This window comes from Bradyrhizobium sp. LTSPM299, assembly GCF_000938235.1.
Taxonomy (GTDB): Bacteria; Pseudomonadota; Alphaproteobacteria; order Rhizobiales; family Xanthobacteraceae; genus Bradyrhizobium.
Map to the genome: position 1 here is coordinate 147,240 of NZ_JYMU01000085.1, position 17,096 is coordinate 164,335.

The 17,096-nt window shown below is 58.2% G+C and carries 16 protein-coding genes; 4 read left to right on the forward strand and 12 right to left on the reverse strand.

Annotated elements, in window-relative coordinates:
* Positions 1–81: 81 nt before the first annotated feature.
* From UP10_RS36470 to UP10_RS42420, 4 genes are all read left to right on the forward strand, one after another.
* Positions 82–1,077 (forward strand): zinc-dependent alcohol dehydrogenase family protein, encoded by a 996-nt coding sequence (locus UP10_RS36470; protein ID WP_044591988.1) that lies wholly within the window; start codon positions 82–84, stop codon positions 1,075–1,077.
* 82 nt (positions 1,078–1,159) lie between these two features.
* The gene (locus UP10_RS36475; protein ID WP_044591989.1) at positions 1,160–1,447 is read left to right on the forward strand and encodes a DUF1330 domain-containing protein; all 288 of its coding nucleotides are present in this window, start codon (positions 1,160–1,162) and stop codon (positions 1,445–1,447) included.
* Positions 1,448–1,590: 143 nt separating this feature from the next.
* The gene (locus UP10_RS36480; protein ID WP_082077448.1) at positions 1,591–3,066 is read left to right on the forward strand and encodes an amidase; all 1,476 of its coding nucleotides are present in this window, start codon (positions 1,591–1,593) and stop codon (positions 3,064–3,066) included.
* An 811-nt stretch (positions 3,067–3,877) separates the two neighbouring features.
* Positions 3,878–4,699 (forward strand): FadR/GntR family transcriptional regulator, encoded by an 822-nt coding sequence (locus UP10_RS42420; RefSeq protein WP_197086991.1) that lies wholly within the window; start codon positions 3,878–3,880, stop codon positions 4,697–4,699.
* 183 nt (positions 4,700–4,882) lie between these two features.
* Here UP10_RS42420 and UP10_RS36490 read toward each other — a convergent pair whose 3' ends face one another.
* The 12 genes from UP10_RS36490 to UP10_RS36545 all read right to left on the reverse strand — a co-directional run bounded on the left by UP10_RS36490 (position 4,883) and on the right by UP10_RS36545 (position 17,039).
* Positions 4,883–6,148 carry an ABC transporter substrate-binding protein gene (locus UP10_RS36490; protein ID WP_245322127.1) on the reverse strand — a complete coding sequence of 422 codons (1,266 nt, stop codon included), beginning with the start codon at positions 6,146–6,148 and terminating at the stop codon, positions 4,883–4,885.
* Positions 6,149–6,207: 59 nt separating this feature from the next.
* Positions 6,208–6,807, reverse strand: coding sequence for a hypothetical protein (locus UP10_RS36495; RefSeq protein WP_156180625.1), 600 nt, complete (start codon positions 6,805–6,807; stop codon positions 6,208–6,210).
* A 431-nt stretch (positions 6,808–7,238) separates the two neighbouring features.
* On the reverse strand, positions 7,239–8,237 hold the full coding sequence (locus tag UP10_RS36500) for a quinone oxidoreductase family protein (RefSeq protein WP_044591992.1): 999 nt from the start codon (positions 8,235–8,237) through the stop codon (positions 7,239–7,241).
* A gap of 43 nt (positions 8,238–8,280) precedes the next feature.
* On the reverse strand, positions 8,281–9,297 hold the full coding sequence (locus UP10_RS36505) for a branched-chain amino acid ABC transporter permease (protein ID WP_044591993.1): 1,017 nt from the start codon (positions 9,295–9,297) through the stop codon (positions 8,281–8,283).
* Between the two features lie 2 nt (positions 9,298–9,299).
* Positions 9,300–10,178 carry a branched-chain amino acid ABC transporter permease gene (locus tag UP10_RS36510; RefSeq protein ID WP_044591994.1) on the reverse strand — a complete coding sequence of 293 codons (879 nt, stop codon included), beginning with the start codon at positions 10,176–10,178 and terminating at the stop codon, positions 9,300–9,302.
* 11 nt (positions 10,179–10,189) lie between these two features.
* A complete protein-coding gene (locus tag UP10_RS36515; protein ID WP_044591995.1) occupies positions 10,190–10,903 on the reverse strand; it encodes an ABC transporter ATP-binding protein in 714 nt (237 codons plus the stop codon).
* Positions 10,900–11,697, reverse strand: a complete 798-nt coding sequence (locus tag UP10_RS36520; RefSeq protein WP_044591996.1) for an ABC transporter ATP-binding protein — start codon at positions 11,695–11,697, stop codon at positions 10,900–10,902. Before UP10_RS36520 ends, UP10_RS36515 begins: the two co-directional genes overlap by 4 nt.
* A gap of 96 nt (positions 11,698–11,793) precedes the next feature.
* Positions 11,794–12,795 carry a zinc-dependent alcohol dehydrogenase family protein gene (locus UP10_RS36525; RefSeq protein WP_082077450.1) on the reverse strand — a complete coding sequence of 334 codons (1,002 nt, stop codon included), beginning with the start codon at positions 12,793–12,795 and terminating at the stop codon, positions 11,794–11,796.
* Between the two features lie 101 nt (positions 12,796–12,896).
* Positions 12,897–13,496, reverse strand: coding sequence for a hypothetical protein (locus UP10_RS36530; protein WP_044591998.1), 600 nt, complete (start codon positions 13,494–13,496; stop codon positions 12,897–12,899).
* 38 nt (positions 13,497–13,534) lie between these two features.
* Entirely contained in the window at positions 13,535–14,077 is a 543-nt protein-coding gene (locus UP10_RS36535; protein WP_044592256.1) for a VOC family protein, read from the reverse strand.
* 710 nt (positions 14,078–14,787) lie between these two features.
* Positions 14,788–15,813 (reverse strand): Bug family tripartite tricarboxylate transporter substrate binding protein, encoded by a 1,026-nt coding sequence (locus tag UP10_RS36540; RefSeq protein ID WP_197086992.1) that lies wholly within the window; start codon positions 15,811–15,813, stop codon positions 14,788–14,790.
* A gap of 50 nt (positions 15,814–15,863) precedes the next feature.
* Complete coding sequence (locus UP10_RS36545; RefSeq protein ID WP_283807713.1) at positions 15,864–17,039, reverse strand: 2-methylaconitate cis-trans isomerase PrpF family protein; 1,176 nt, start codon at positions 17,037–17,039, stop codon at positions 15,864–15,866.
* Positions 17,040–17,096 lie beyond the last annotated feature (57 nt).

Here is a 17,096-nt window from a genome sequence, read left to right on the forward strand (position 1 = left end):
GTACCAATATAGGTCGATTATCAAACAATCATGCTCCCGGTAGACAGAAATCACAAGGCATCAAGTCCAGGAGCAAGCCCCATGCGTTCATTCCACATCAACAGTTTCGGCGGACCCGACAGCCTGATCATCAAAGAGAGCGAGCTTCCGAAGCCCGGTCGCGGTGAAGTCCTGGTCCGCGTCAGGGCATCGTCGCTCAACTTCCGCGATCTGATCATTTTTGCCGGCCAGTATCAGCCACCGATTCAAATTGGCCGCGTGCCGTTGTCGGATGGCGCCGGCGAAATCGAGGCGCTCGGCGAAGGCGTCAAGCGCTTCCGGGTCGGCGACAAGGTCGTCAATTCCTTCCTTCCCAACTGGTTTGGCGGAACGCTGAACACGCGAGCCGAGCAGTGGAGCCTCGATCACGATGGCTGGCTGACGGAATACAAGGTGGTCAACGCGGAGATCCTTGTTCCTATGCCATCTCACATGAGCTTCGAGGAAGGCGCTACGCTTTCCTGCGCCGCTGTGACGGCATGGTCGGCACTTGCGGGTGTTCGCGCCGGCGATGTGGTGCTCACTCAGGGGACCGGTGGTGTGTCACTGTTCGCCGTGCAGCTGGCCACAGCGCTTGGCGCCAGGGTGATTTCGACGACCTCTCGCGATGAGAAGGCCGAGATGCTTCGCAGGCTGGGCGCGCGCGATGTCATCAATTACAATGCGACGCCCGAATGGGGTGACGCGGTTCGCGAACTCACCAACGGCCGCGGCGTCGATCGCGTTGTCGAGGTGGGCGGCCCCGCGACCCTGCCCCAGTCGATGAAGGCCTCCGCGGTCGGAGCGGACATCTCCATCATTGGCATCCTGGCAGGACATGAAGGTGGCGTCGACTTCATGACCATGTTCAGGAGCCGGGTTGGCTTTCGCGCGGTGACCGTTGGAAGCCGCCGGGACCTCGAGGACATGTGCCGGGCGATGGAACAGCATGGCATCCGGCCGGTCATCGATAGCGTCTACGCATTCGACGACGCCAAGGCAGCCATCGCGCACTTCGGCGCGCGCAATATCGCAGGCAAGGTCGTCATTCAGCACTGATCTCTTGCCGGACTCAAAGCAGCGCAGACCGGGCGTGAACAACCGCCTGGTCTGCGCACCTGGTCTAATCGGAGAAAGGCAAATGACCGCCTATGTCATCTATATCCGCGAGCAGACATTCGATCAGAAAGAGCTGGATATCTACAGCAACTCTGTAGGACCGGTACTCGAAAAATTCCCAATGCAGTTCCTTGCCGCAAATGGCAGATTGGAAGTCCTGGAAGGGTCGGCCCCCGAGGCTGTGGCGATCGCCAGATTTCCAACAATCGATGCAGCTTTAGCCTGGTATCGCAGCCCGGACTATCAGGCCGTCGCGCAGCACCGCTTTAAGGGCGCGTCCTATCGAGGCTTTGTTGTCGAGGGTCTGTAACGGCGTAAGCGCGGTCGTGTTGTTTGGCAGGTGACGACCGAAATGACTGAGCACCCGACGCAGGCGGTTGTTCGACGCTATTGCCTTTGCCGCAAGTGATGTGCCCATACTAGATTGCGACACAAGATCATGAGGTGCAGACCATGGACCGGAGACGGCGCGTTATTCTCCAATCAGGTGCCATTGCCGGAGCTATAGCCGGCGTCAATGCGATTTTCCCACGCGCCCTCGCGCAGCCGGCTTCCGATTCGGGACATTCCATGCACGGACGATCGATTACAAACCTCAAGCGCGGCCTCTCGAACGGCAGCGTGACGAGCCGGCAACTCGTGGAAGAGGCACTGGCTGCGATCAATGATCCCAATGGGGAAGGCAAAGCATCCTTCATCAAGGTTCATGCTAAAGAGGCCCTGCAGGCCGCCGATGCAATCGACGCGCAACGCAAGAAGGGCCATGCGCTACCAAATCTCGCCGGAATTCCAATCTCGCTAAAGGACCTGTTCGACGAGGCCGGCGAGACGACACTTGGCGGTTCCACCGTCCTGATCGGGCAGCCCGCAGCGACACAGGATGCAGCTGTCGTACGCCGTTTAAGAGAAGCCGGCGCTATCATCATAGGACGCACCAACACGGTGGAGTTTGCCTATACCGGCCTCGGCATCAATCCGCATTATGGCACACCCAAAAACGTCTTTGATCGTGCGACGGGACGCATTCCCGGCGGATCGACATCAGGTGGCGCCATTTCCGTTGCCGACGGCATGGCGGCTGCGGCAATCGGCACCGATACCGGGGGCTCGTTGCGCATTCCTTCGGGGCTGAATGGTCTCGTCGGTTTCAAGCCAACCCAAAGGCGCGTCTCGCTTGACGGTGTCATGCCGCTGTCCAGCTCGTTCGACTCGGCCGGTCCGATCGGATGGAGCGTCGAGGACTGCGCCCTGCTCGATCGCATCATTGCCGATCAGAAGCTGGAACCGGCAGCTCCCTTGAACGTGAAGCAGCTTCGCCTTGCCGTACCGCAAACCTATTTCCTGAACGAACTCTCTCCGGAAGTGGCCAAGGCATTCGGTGCGGCATTGTCAAAGCTGTCGGCAGCAGGGGCAAAGGTTGTCGAGCTTCCAATGACGGAATTCGCAATGACCCCGACCATCAATCCCAAGGGCATGATCACCGCCTCTGAAGCCTATGCCTGGCATCGCAAGTTCATCAAGGACGGTGCCGACAAATATGATCCGCGCGTCCTTGCCCGCATCAGGACCGGTGAGACCATATTGGCAGCCGATTATGTGGAATTGCAGACGTTGCGCCGTCAGTTCATCCGCAAGGTCAACGCCGCAGCCAAAGACTTCGATGCCATGCTGATGCCTACCACGCCGGATATTGCGCCGCCGATTTCCGAAGTGATCAAGGACGACGAAACCTACTACAGGATCAATGGCAGGATGTTGCGCAATCCTTCCGCCGTCAACATCTTCGACGGTTGCGCTCTATCCGTTCCCTGCCATGAATCCAGAGCAGCCCCCGTCGGATTGATGATTGCCGGAACACAGAACCAGGATCAGCATATCTTGGCGGTAGGCCAGGCGATCGAAGCCGTGGTGGCACCAAAGCGGACGTGAATACGTTCCGCGGAGCGAGCTCTCCCGGCGTGATGACCGGGCTGCCTAACCGCGTAGCCCGCATGAGCAGGGCAAGACGCGGACAAGACGCCACGCGCTGATGTAAGGATCCCTGGATACTCATCCGGGCTACGCTTGCTACCCGTTTCTCCAGACCGTAAGCGCTCAACTGCTCGAAGTAGCCGGATCTCATCGATCCGCTTCATGCGGAGAAATAGCTTTTCGCGGCACTTATCAGCGGTGATCAATTCGTCTGGCGGCAATAGCGCGCTCGCATATTAGTCCCATGATAGACGATCTCGCCCTCGAGCAACGCGTCCTGATTGTACGGGACCCAATTTGGGCAACTGCCGCTCCAGGCAAACGCTCTGGCGTTTAACCGACGCTCTTGGCAGATGCCGGGGCAACACCCTCACCGCCTTCCACAGGCCGATCTGCATCATCCGCAAAATTTCCCTTGGCACTAGCGATGCTCGCACATCAATCTTGGCCGTTCGATCAAGCATACGTACGTCCGTTGAGACAGTTGCAGCTTTCGAACGCAGTTAATGGCCAGACCTTTTCAGAAGTCAACTTGGCCCGACCTTCACCTTGGAACTGCTCTGTTCGATCTGACTAGGCGGACCGGCCATACCTAGGCCGTAAGGCAAGGCGTTCTGACGGTGTGACCAATAGCGGGATGTGCGATAACCTGCTCTCCCGCTTATGGTCATTCATTTTTGATTCGGGTATGTTTCAAGCAGACCGGGATGTGTCGTTGGAATAGACGTCGTCCCTAACAATGTCTGTCCTTGAGCGAACGGGAGACTTTATGAAAAAGCTAACGCCGCTTCGACGGGGCGGTCGAGGAAAAGAAGAGGTCGGGGCGATCGGATCCAAATCTCTTGAGTTGGAGCCAGCGCCTGCACGACAGATTGGCTTCACACCTGCCAAAGCGAAGCGGGTGTTTGAAGATATTGTTCTACAAATCCGGCGAGAGCTCACCAACGGCAACTTAAGACCAGGCGACAAGTTGCCGGGCGAGCGTGACTTGGCGCAACAGTTTGGAGCGAGCAGGACGGCCGTAAGGGAGGCATTTCGGGCTCTCGAGAACGCAGGAATCATTATTTCACACCCCGGGAGGGACGGAGGCGCGTTTATAAAAGAAGCGGACCCGCAACTCCTTACCCGGCTCTTGGGAGACATGATCAGCCTTGGGAGCATCTCACTCGAAAGCCTGACCGAGGTTCGAGTATTATTTCTGAAGATTGTCGTTGAACTTGCCTGTCAGAACGCGAAGGCACAGGACTTTGCGGCGATGACTACAGCGGTCGATTTGATCGAGAAACACACGATTGCGACATCGCCAGGACCGCGACAGCTGGCAATCGGAGGTTTCTATGACGCTTTGACCACAGCAACGGGAAACGAAGTGCTGGTCATTCTAGTTCGGTCGATTACGGAGATTCTGAGGAGCGTACTGTTGGAAGTATCACCGCGCCCCAAAGTCGAAACAGTCGCAACATTTCGGAGAATAATCGCAGCTCTGCAAGCGCGCGACTGCGATAAGGCATGCAAATTGATGAGTGACCATCTCAAAGATCTTCACAGATATCTATGGCGCGCCCGGAATGCCAAATTGTCGGGCACCTGAGGTATGATTTCGATTGCTTTCAGGCAGCTGTTCGATTTCCACGCCGGCCAATCGTCCCCGGCTCCATTACAGGCTTTGTCTTTATTACAGTATTTGCCTTGCTGCTTGCGGTAGCGCAGATCGTGGTAGCCGAGCTGCGACATCGATATCGTACGTGTGGCCTTCTGATAGCGATCTCGTCGCTTATTCAACTGTCAAAGCGTCTGTAAACGGCACCCACTGCTCTCCGTCAAATCGCGCCAGCATGATTTGACGGAGCATGTTGTAATCGGCGGGATCGTTGGTCAACCTTACGCCTGGCAAGGTCATCGGTAAGCTAACGTCCTTCAGGTTCGTCGCCTGCTTTAGGACGTTTTCTCGAGTAAGATCGTCTCCACAATTGCGGAGGATAATCTCTGTAATTTGAGCGATCATGGTCCCGAGCATATACGTAATATTGTCGGGGTCGGCGCCCGGAAGATGCTCCCTTAGGAGATCCAAATATTCTTTTACGCCGTTATCGTTGGCCCAGTCCTTCGAAAAGGGCTGTTTGAACCAAAGACCGGCAATGAGTCCCTTCGCGTTGTCGCGTCCGGCTGGCTGCAGCGTCGATCCGACGGAGGTCGAACCTGACGGCACGATCATCGTCATCCTCGGATTCAATTCGCGGGACTTGCGAATTGTCTGAGGTGCGAACTTACCTAGAGACACGTTGAAGAAGACGTCGGCTCCGGACGCCATAAGCGTTGCAATCTGCGAGTCCGCGGTCGGATCGCTACTCTCGTAGGTAAGAGCCTTCACTATCATTGAATCAGCGCTCGGACCAAGACCTTCCCGGAACCCTGCTAAATACTCCTTCCCAAGATCGTCGTTCGGCGAAAGCACTGCAATCTTTGCGTTGGGCATATGGTCCCTGATATATTTCGCGTACAATGCTCCCTCAAGCTTGAAGGGGAAGAAGAATGGCGTGGTCCACGGAAATTGCTTGGGCGCATTAAAACGGCTCATGCCCGTTGTCTGAAGCAGTTGAGGCACCCCTTTGGTGTTCAGATATTTCTGGACTGCCAAACCTGTCGGCGTTCCGATCGCCCCGACGATCGCCAGTACCTCTTCTTGCTCAACCAGCTTTCTCGTCTGTTCGACGGTCTTTGGCGGGCTATAACCGTCGTCTAGTGAGATGATACGTATTTTGCGTCCGTTGATACCACCCTTCTTGTTGAGCATGTCGAAGTAAGCGTTCTGCCCTTTTACCGCACCCGAAGCGGCAGAGTTTGGCCCGCTGTAAGGGATCGTCTGGCCGATCAATATCTCGCCATCTGTGACACCAGGGCCGTATTTCTTTTGATTCTCGGCAGCACTGGAGTGACCAATTTGAACCCCTATGAAAAGTACCGCCAGCAGCGCACTCCATCTCATAGCGACCTCCCTCACGGTGGTTTGTAGCCAATCAGCACTTTGAAATTCGTGCATGACCTGATGCCCCAGCCAGCCAAGCTAACTCCAAGGGCACGACTTCGTTGATTAGAGCGTCAGGCACGCGACCGGTTCGGCTCGAACGCAGGCAAAGGCCGAACCAGCGGGCCGACGACATCGCGCACTTCCTCCGGGGTAATGAAGTCCTCCGCGGGAATTGGAATTGTCTCTACGGGACCCGCCTCACCGCCACGCTCACCGATCAACCGACCTCGCTCATCAAAGAGCCACAGCGTGAGGCCCATCTTTCGGCGAATATAGAAGCCGTTTGGATCGCTCGGGTGAGAGCCCATCGAATTCAGCATAGCGCCGGTGACAAAGTGATTTGATACGGACATGGAAGTAAACGCCCGCTCAGCGATGAAGAATTTTTGGTTCTGAAGAACAATAACGGGACTCCCAATCTGTCGGTAGAACTCCTTCAGAGCTTCAATACCCCTCACCTCAACGCCACCGCCTTTGAACGAAAGTATGTAGTGAGGCTCTTCAACGAACATGCGGGGATCCTCAAAGATCCGCTCCCATTGTCCGCTAATCTCGAGGAGAGAATGCCGGTGGTAGTTTTCGAGCATCTGACGCTGCAGACGCGTCAAATCCGGCCGCTCGAGCTCCTTGTCGATCGCGCGCGGGTGCTCGGTGATATCGAGCTTGGCCATGATACCTCCCATAGATTGAAATTGTCTCGTCAGTGAACGGCTCCCAGACAAGGCTTCATCCAAACGGGCAAGCCAATTCGTCGAGCGCACGCCAACCAGATATTGGTCCGACCATTATCATAAAATGCAGTTGAGGCAAGCGATTTTTGACGCCCGCTAGGAGCAGACGCGACCGATATTGGCGTTGGACGTCGGATCCACGCATCGCTGATTCAAGCAGAAAATGCGCCACCAGCCTACATACAGAGCGCGTTTAGCGCGAAAGGAAAAGGAGAATTGGTCCACGGAAAGAGAGCGAGGTCGACGCGTGCAATGTGGTAACAAACTATGGTTCGACCAATATAGGTCAGTTGCTAGTTAGCGTGGATCGCCCTGGCCCGAAAACTAAGGATCGTGTCGACGAACTCGGCATCGAGTACAAATCGGCCGTCTCACGGAAGCAGCAAGACTGAGCCGGAGAACCTGCCCTCTTCGAGGTCGGCATGTGCGGTGGATGCTTCGGCCAGTGGATAGGTGCGGTCGATGTTAACTGTGATCGTTCCATTCTGAACGAGATCGAAGACTCTGTTGGCGACTCGCCGGAACGACGTCGTATCCTGGATATGTCCCGTCACCCCCACGCGAGTCACGGAAAGCGATTTGGACGCAAGCAACATCACGTTGAACGGCGGCACGTTCCCCGACGCATTGCCGTAGTTGACGGCACGACCCAACTGGCGCAGCAAAGGTAACGACGCCAAGAACGTGTCCTTGCCCACGCCGTCGAACACGGCGGTGAGACCGTTCGGTGCGATCCTCTTCACTTCGGTGACGAAGTCAACTTCCCGGTAGAGAATGACGTGGTCGCAGCCGAAGCGCTTGGCGATCTCAACCTTTTGGATCGAACCGACAGTGCCAATCACTGTTGCGCCAAGATGTTTCGACCATTGGACCAGTATCGAGCCGACGCCGGCGGCGCCTGTATGGATCAGGATAATGTCATCACGTTCGGGCTTATACACGTCGGTTATGATCAGCGATGCCGTGCACCCCTTGAGGAGCAGAGCCGCCGCCTGCTGATCGCTGACGCCCGGAGGAACCGCGACCAAGCGGTCTGCCGGCACGTTGCGCGCTTCTGCATACGCCCCAGTATCTTGGTAGAACTGACTCCGCATTCCTGCATAGGCGACGCGGTCGCCCGCTTTGAAATCGACGACCTCGGCACCCACGCCTTCGACGATGCCCGCGGCTTCGTTTCCGATACCTAAGGGGAAGGAGGGGTTGTAATTAGGATAGAAGCCACCCCGCCTTACGTTAACGTCGGAGAAATTCACTCCGATCGCTGTATGACGCACCCGAACCTCATCCGGTGCTGGACTCGGTAGCTCGACATCGACAAGCTCCATTACGGCCGGGCCACCATGTCGTCGAATGCGAATCACTTTAGCCATAAGTCTCTCAATAAGTTAGCTGGGTGGCACATGAAGCGGCGCATCAGTTCCTTTTGAGCTTCGCAACCAGTTGCAGACCAAGGACTGCGATCTGCCTTGCGCCATGCGGCACGAGGAAGATGACGAGGAACAGCATCACGCCGAACACGGCGCCGGAGAGGCCCTTGGAGACGTCTTCCGCGATGTTCGGCACGAAGATGATAAAGGCCGCGCCGACGATCGAACCGGGCAGCCAACCGACGCCGCCGACCACCATGCCCAGGAACAGCTGAATCGCGAGCGTGATGGTGAAGCTGTCCGGCGCCACGAACTGCACGGCGATGGCACCGAGCGCGCCGGCGACGCCCGTAATACCGGCGCTGACTCCGAACGCCAGCGTCTTGTACAGCGCGACGTCGACGCCCATCGCCGAGGCCGCGATCTCGTTGTCGCGGATCGCCATGAAGGCGCGCCCCGAACGAGAGTTCAGTAGGTTCACCGATGCGGTATAAATCCCGATGCCGATCGCCAGTGTAAAGTAATAGAACCACATGTCCTGCGAGATCGGCAGGCCGAACGGCGCGTCGGGCTTGGTCACGACGAGGCCCTGCACGCCGCCTGTCCAGTACTCGAAATAGCCGAGTTTCAACAGCTGCGGCATCGCGGTGGCGAGTGCAAACGTCGCGAGCGCCAGATAGACCCCGCTGAGCCGCAGCGCCGGCTGGCCGAACAGGAAGCCGAAGCCGAAGCAGACGATGCCGGCGATCGGCAACGTCAAGGCATAGTTCACGTCGCCGTGTTCCATCAGGATCGCCGACGTATAGGCGCCGACCGCGTAGAACGCACTCTGGCCGAGCGAGAACTGGCCGCTGCCGCCGGTCAGGATGTTCAACGCAAGCACGGCGAGGCCCAAATACAGCAACTGCGTCAACTGGAAAATAATGAAATTCTTCGCGAACAGCGGAACGAGGATGAGTACAGCCAGAACCACGAGCGGGGTGCCGAAGCCGAGCGTCATGGCACGCTTCGGACCGGCTTCGACGGCCGGGGCTTCGGTGACGACGTCTTCGACAGCGCTCATGATCAGACTCGCTTCACGATGGGCCGGCCAAACAGCCCAGCCGGTTTGACGACCAATACGACGATGATCAGCGCGAGCGCGATCGGAAGTTTCAACTCGTTACCGACCCCGGGAATGTAGGTTCCGGCGAGATTCTCGAACACGCCGACCAGGAAGCCGCCGACCACGGCGCCGAGCGGGCTGGTCAGGCCGCCAAGCACGGCCGCAGCAAAGCCATAGATCAGCACGCCGCCCATCATGTTCGGTTCCAGGAACACCACCGGCGCGATCAGCATGCCGGCGATCGAGCCGATCGCCGCCGCCATGCCCCAGCCGAGCGCTATCATCCATGAGGTGTTGATGCCGACGAGCCGCGCCGATTCAGGCAGCGAGGCCGCCGCCCGCATCGCGAGGCCGATCCGCGTGAACTGGAAGAAGAAGTAGAGCAGGATCAGCAGCAGTATCGTGACGCCAATCATTCCGGCCTGGTGGGTCGAGATCAGCTGGCTGCCGAGGAAGGGCGAAGACCCGAACGGCGTCGGATATTGCTTGATGGTGAAGTCCCAGATCAGGCCGGCGACGCTGTTGATGATCGCGTACAGCGCGATGAAGCCGGCGACGTTGGTCAGGATCGGCGCCTTGGCGAGCGGCTTGAACAGCAATCGCTCGATGGCGATGCCGCCGGCGAACGAAAACATGATGGTCAGCACGAAGGCGCCCCAATACGGCACGCCCCATTGCATCATCTGCCAGGAGATAAAGGTCGAGAACATCGCCATTTCGCCCTGGGCGAAATTGAGATGGTCGATCGCCTGGTAGATCATCACCACGGCGAGCGCCATACAGGCATAGATGGCACCGGTGGCGACGCCGGCCAGGACTTGATTGACGAAAAGCTCCACGGCCGCGCTCCTCAATATCCGAGATAGGATTTACGGACGTCTTCGTTGTTCGCGATGTCCTTGGCATTGCCCGACATCACGATCCGTCCGGTTTCGATCACATAGGCCTGGTCGGCCAGTTCCAGCGCCAGCTGCGCGTTCTGTTCCACCACCAGGATGGTGACCTTGTCTTCGCGGTTGATCTTGCCGAGGATGCGGAAGAGATCGCGCACGATCAGCGGCGCCAGCCCGAACGACGGCTCGTCCAGCAGCATCAGCCGCGGCCGCAGCATCAGCGCGCGGGCGACCGCGAGCATCTGCTGCTCGCCACCGGACAGCGTGCCGGCCTGCTGGGTATAGCGCTGCTTCAGCACCGGGAAATGGTCGTACATGCGCTCGATATCGGAGACGATGTTCTTCTTGTCGGAGCGGCTGATGGCGCCAAGCTGAAGGTTCTCTTCCACCGTCATGGTGGTGAAGGTGCCGCGGCCCTGCGGCACATGCGCGATGCCGAGACGGACGACGTTTTCGGTCGAGCGTCCCGCCAGCGGCTTGCCGTCGAATTCGATCGCGCCGGTCGAGCGCACCATGCTGCAGATCGCGCGCAAGGTCGTGGTCTTGCCGGCGCCGTTGGCCCCGAGCAGCGTGGTCAGGCTGCCCTCGTCGAGCGCGAAGGAGAGGCCGTGAAGCGCCTGGACCTGGCCGTAATAGGCGCGCAGATCCTTGACGTTGAGCATCGCGGTCATTGGTCCTTGCTCCCCAGATAGGCCTTGATGACATCCGGGTCGGCTTGAACCTGGGCCGGCGTTCCTTCGGCGAGCTTCTTGCCGAAGTTGAGTGCGACGACGTGATCGGCGATCGACATCACGAGGCCCATGTGATGCTCGACCAGCAGCACGGTCATCTTGCGCTCGTTGCGAATCCGCTTGATGAGGTCGCCGAGTACGTAGACTTCTTCGTGGTTGAGACCACCGGCGGGTTCGTCGAGCAGCAGGATCCTGGGATCTGCGGCCAATGCGCGCGCCAGCTCGACGCGCTTCTGGGTGCCGAATGGCAGGCCGGACACCACGGTATGGGCGACGTCCTCAAGATCGAGATAGGCCAGAATCTCGTGCACCTTCTTGTTGACCGAGACCTCGGTGCGGCGGACCCAGGCGAGCTTCAGCGAGTCCGAGATGATGTCGCTGGAGGTACGGGCATGGGTGCCGACGCGGACATTGTCCATGACCGACAGGTTCGGAAACAGCGCCACGTTCTGGAAGGTGCGGCCGATGCCGATCTCGGCGATCCGGTGCGGCGGCCGCTTCAGGATGCTCTCGCCATCCATCAGGATGTCGCCGGCGCTCGGCTGATAGAGCCTGGAAAGGCAGTTGAACAACGTCGTCTTGCCGGCGCCGTTCGGTCCGATCAGCCCAAGGATCTGGCCCTGATGCATGTCGAAGGAAACGCCATTCAACGCGATGATGCCGCCGAACACGACGCTGACGTCGCGAACCGCAAGCAGGGGAGAATTTCCCTGCGCGAGCAGTGCCTGCGTCATCTCGTCTCGCCCGCCCGATTGAGCAAACTGAAGGGCGTGCGTTTTTCCCGAAATTTTATATCCATGTCGACGTCGTTCGCCCTTGCTCACACGGTTCTAGATCTCAATCGCAATCTTACCGAAATGGCGCTGCGACTCCTGATAGGCGAATGCTTCCTTGATCCTATCGAGGGGAAACGTCGAATCGACGACCGGCTTGATCTTGTTGGCCTCGATGGCGGAAATCATGGCTCTTTGGCTTGCATGCGATCCAACGCTCACGCCCGAGATTGAGATCGACTTCAACACGATTTCAACGGTCGGAAATTCTCCGGCGCCCCCGGCGAGGTGACCCACTACGGAGATACTGCCACCGATGCGGCACGCAGCGATCGATTCACGCACAGGTCCACCTCCGACGTCAACGACAATGTCGACGCCACGGCCATTCGTGATTTCCTTCGCGAAGGCGCCCCATTTCGGCTCGGTCTTATAGTTGATGACGTAATCTGCTCCCAGCGCCTTGAGGCGCTCAAGCTTACCATCCGAAGAGGACGTTGCGATTACGCGCGCTCCGCCGGCCTTGGCAAACTGCAACGCGAATATGGATACCGCTCCGGTCCCTTGGGTGAGGACCCAGTCACCGGGCGTGATCCGCGCGCATACATTTAGCGCATTCCAAGCGGTAAGGCCGGCACAGGGAAGCGTCGCCGCTTCCGTCATCGTGAATCCCTCGGGCTGCCGCGTGAAGGCTGCTTCGGGGCAAGCAACATATTCGACGGCAAAACCGTGCCCGTGCGTTCCAGGAATACGTCCCTTCTTGTCAGCTCCTACCGGTCCATCATGCCAACCTGGGAAAAAGGTGGATAAGACGCGGTCGCCGACCGCAAAGCGCGACACATCCGCCCCCACCGACACGACTTCACCCGCACCATCGGCGAGCGGAATGAACCGATCCGCTGAACGCACTCGCCCAGACAGGAGGAGATAATCGTGATAGTTCAGCGAACTGGCTTGAATACGAACGAGGACTTCTCCTGGTTTTGGATCAGGAACATCCTGATCGGTAAACGCAAGCGCCTCAAGGCCCCAAGGTGGCCCGACGGTCACCATCCTCATACCCATTCTCCCAAATTAAGATCGGACAAGCTGACGCGGAACAAGCCGGGGGCGCGCCAGGCCCGTTCCTGACCGATGCCGACCCACCTCACCCAAATGCGCTAGGCAAACTCCAGCGGCTCTACTTCGTTGATCAAAGGTGCAAGTGTCTCACGAACTTGCTCAACCGTAAGAAGTTCTGCTGGCTGAACTTTACGCAGTGTGGCCTTCGGCGCCGAATACACACTCTCGCCGATCATCCGGCCGCGCTCGTCGTATCGCCACGCCATACATACCGAACGAGATTCAAGAAAGACGGCCTCAGGATCATCGATCTCTGCCCCGAAAGAATTCAGGCATTCTCGGCCGGGCTTGAATGTATGGAACAGCGCTTCGGAGGCGAAACCCCAGTCGGCGACCGCGACCTTCTCCTCCTCAAGCAGGATCACGGTCACCTTGCGATCTACCATGCTCTTGTAGTGGTTCTTTACCGCGGTCTCGCCCTTGAGATGCACGACGCCACTCGCGTGAAATCCGCCGTAGATGAAATACTCGGGCTCCCCGACAGTCATCTCGGGGACGAAGATCTCTTGATAGCGTCCTGAGACCTCCAACATTTGGTGCCTGCGATAATTGAGCAGGATCGCTCGATGCAGCCGGTTCGTCGTCTTCGACAAGGCTGTGTCCACACCGTTGGTCAAGTTTCTGATGTCGAATTCCATGCCTTTTCTCCGTCTTGTCTCTATCGGTTTATCGCAGGTCAGCTTGGCTGCAGAAGAGATGCGTATGGCCGCACAGGCTCGCGGCCATCCCATTCACGAGCCGCCCGCTCCATCTTTGCGGCACGCGCGGCGAACTCGGGAGAGAACTCGGCCATCTCCATCATGGTCCCACCGATCATGCCGGTGTCGAAGTAGCAAAAGCGTGGTCCGTTGGTGACCTTACCTTCAGCGATCACCGAGATGCCCGCCGCCGCGACCGTCCGTAGATCCCTGTCATACTGCGCACTCCAGGAACTGATGTGCTGGAGCCCGAATCCGCGGTCTCTGACGAAATCGAGGTATGGCGAAGGCGCGTCGTTCAGCTGTTGAATAAGCTCGAACTGGATCCCGCCCGAGAAGCCGAGAGCCACAGCGAGCTCAACCGGGCTCTCCTCACCGCGGTAGCGATAGGAGCTCAGCGGAATCTTGTCGATCTTGTAAAAAGGTCCGATGCCTAGCGTTTTGGTCCAGTGATCCAACGCTATGTTGATATCCTTCACCACGTAGCCGTTTTGACGGACGTTTCCGAACAGTCTACTCACCAAGCGTACTCCCCGTTCTATTAGTTGTAAGCTCGAGGCTCCTGCGACTCCGAGCAGAATGCACACATCAATTGGTCCGGCTTTGGGCACCGCGCTCTTGCTGAAGTCGCGCTCGACGGCACGACTGAACTATTCGCGACGACGCTAGAGCGCCTGTGCAATCGTCTGGTCCCGCTCCCTGCCCCCGAAGGTCCCCGGCTGCTTGAGTAGATTATAATTGGTCGAACCATTACGTCAAGAGGTGCGGAGCTGAGCTGCCTCGAGTCCAGGCTTCGTAACCCGCTCCAATGGCGTACCTGCATGGCGCTCCCACCACTTGGCCTATTTTACGGCGGTATTTCTCTCCCTGCTCGATCTACCGAGCGGTGAGGACCGCGGTTCCTCCGCCTTTGCTCTCGGTCTTATGGTAATGGTCCTACCGTTTTCCTCGAGCAAGCCAACACGTTTTCGGGGCGTTTATTGTCGCATTAGCTCTGCGCCGCGTCCGTCTCACCTTTCGACGGAGAGAGCTTGCGGACCGACGACATTGAAAGCTCCCCCTCGAGAAATGCGACAACGCTTTCTACCGCCGTACAGAGCAGACCCTGCTGCCGTCTGTCAGGTTCGCGTGTTCCCTCCAGGAGCTAACGCGCGACCGATCACAGACATTGCAGTGGTTTTGGCGAAAGCTTATTCATTTCGCTGCACCGCTCCTCGCCGCTCGTCGTCGCCTATTCGGGCTGAATCTTCGCGGCCTCTATCAGGTCCTTGACGGTGACTGTCTCGTTCCGCACGATATCGGCAAGCTCTTCGGACGTACTTGCGACCGTGTCGAGCCCTTTCGACGACAGATGGCGCTCGTTGAAATCGGGACGCCGGAGGATGTTCCGGATGTCGCTTCCGAGCTTGTTGACGATCCCGGCCGGGGTGCCGGGCGGTGCAAACACCGCATACCATATCGACGATTGTAAGTAGCCGAACCCCGCTTCTTCGGTGGTCGGCACGTCAGGAAACTGCGCCGAGCGCTTCTTCCCGGCTATGGCGAGGGCTTTCAGCTTACCTGCGCGCAAGAACTCACCCGCCACTCCCGCGCTGCCGACCGTCAACGGCACCTCGCCTGTGATCATTGCGATTAGAAGTGGCGAGACGCCGTTGTAGGCTACATGCAGGAGGTCGAGACTTTCGTTGCTATTGAGGTACTCGAAGAAAAGCTGCGGTTGCGACCCCCGCCCATATGACCCGTAAGTCCATTTTTTCGGTTCGCTTTTGACCAGATCCACTAGTTCGCGCAGGGTTTCAGCCTTCACTTGCGAATTGGCCAGCACGAGATTGTCGCTCTCCACCATGAGCGTTATCGGCGTGAGCTTCGACGGATCGTACGGTAGCGATTTGAAAAGATAAGGGGCCGTCGTGACGGTCTGATTGACCGTCGCAAGCAGCGTGTAGCCATCGGGCGCCGCCCGGTAGACCGCTTCCGTCCCGATCGTGCCTCCCGCACCGGTCCGATTCTCGACGATCACGGGCGTGCCCCACTTCGAACTCAGCTCCTGCGCGACGGCGCGAATGACGAGATCGACCGCTCCGCCCGGCGGGAATGGCACGATGATCCGAACGAGACGCGTCGGATAATCTTTGTCGGCAGCGGCACCTGCGAATTCCGCCGTCTGCGGCAACGCGACAAAGGCGGTTGCTACGAGAGCAACAGCGGCGCCTCTGACGGAATACCGTCGCAATCCGCAAAACCACGATGCGAACAATCTGGACAGCTCCTCTTTTCCGCGCACGTTGCAGCGAATGCTCTGCGGCACTACGGAACTAGCACGTGACCATCGAACAGCCGACGCGCCGTCCGAAAAACACCCGCTTCCGTTACGCGCCAATTTCCACCGCTACGGTCGCAAGCCGCGGTGAGCTCCAAGACTCCCGATGGATGACCGATCCTAAAAGCGTCCCGGCTGAAGCTCTCGGGATTCGCGAGAACATTGGCGATGGTTCCCTCGATCTTGCATGCCGCCGCAAGACACATCGCGCCGGTCAGCGGAGTCGCCTTGTGCGGCAGGCCCATCGACATCATTTGGGTGACGACATCCAGCCTCTTTCCGTCGATCTCGACGCCGGAGTTCGATCGATAGCTTGTCGGCCTCCTGACGATCGCGACCAAGGGAAGATTCGTCATTCGATTTCGGGCTGCTTCCGCATCGGCGACGAGGCCCATTTTTTGCGCAGCTGCGACCCTGATGTCCTCGAGTAGTTTGCGCTTTTCGGCGGACTGGAACCATGCGGTATCGAAACCGGATGAATCCGTGCCGACATCGTCCATGTCGACGATAACGACCGGGTTGGCGACGTCGATCAGCGATGCTTCGATTTTTCGCCCGTTACCAATCTCCAAAATATCGCGGACATTTCCGGTTGGAAGCAGCTTGCCCGTTGCCGCGCCCGCAGGATCGACGAATGTCAGCCTGATCGGCGAGCCCGCCCGCGAAACACCATCGATTTTGAAGTTGCCCCCGACCTTTGCTTTGCCATTCTCGGTCTCGAACTGGGCGACTAATTTCTTCTGGGTGTTGGTATTGAAGATCCGGACTGTGGCTTGTTCCCCTTTGACGGAGACAAGGCCTTCGTCGAGTGCGAACGGACCTACGGCGGAGCTGATGTTTCCGCAGTTCGCCCGATAGCTCACGATCGGCTTGTCGATGCCGATCTGCGCGAAAGTGTAGTCGACGTCCACGTCTTCCCTCTCCGAGGGAGAAATGATAGCCACTTTCGAGAGTGAAGAGATTCCCCCGCCCATGCCGTCCAACTGGCGCTCAGCGCTGTCGGGACTACCCATAAGCGACAGGAATAAGCGATCCCATCCGTCACAATTGTCAGGCGGTTCCCCCTGAGGGAGATCCTTCTTATGGAAGATCACGGCCTTGCTGGTTCCACCGCGATAGAAAGCGGCCTTAAGTCTTAGCTGGTCCAACCTATCCTCCCGCACCGTTCGCGATACCAAAGGCGCGATTGATCATTCCATCCGGAGGCCGGCAGGCGTCTT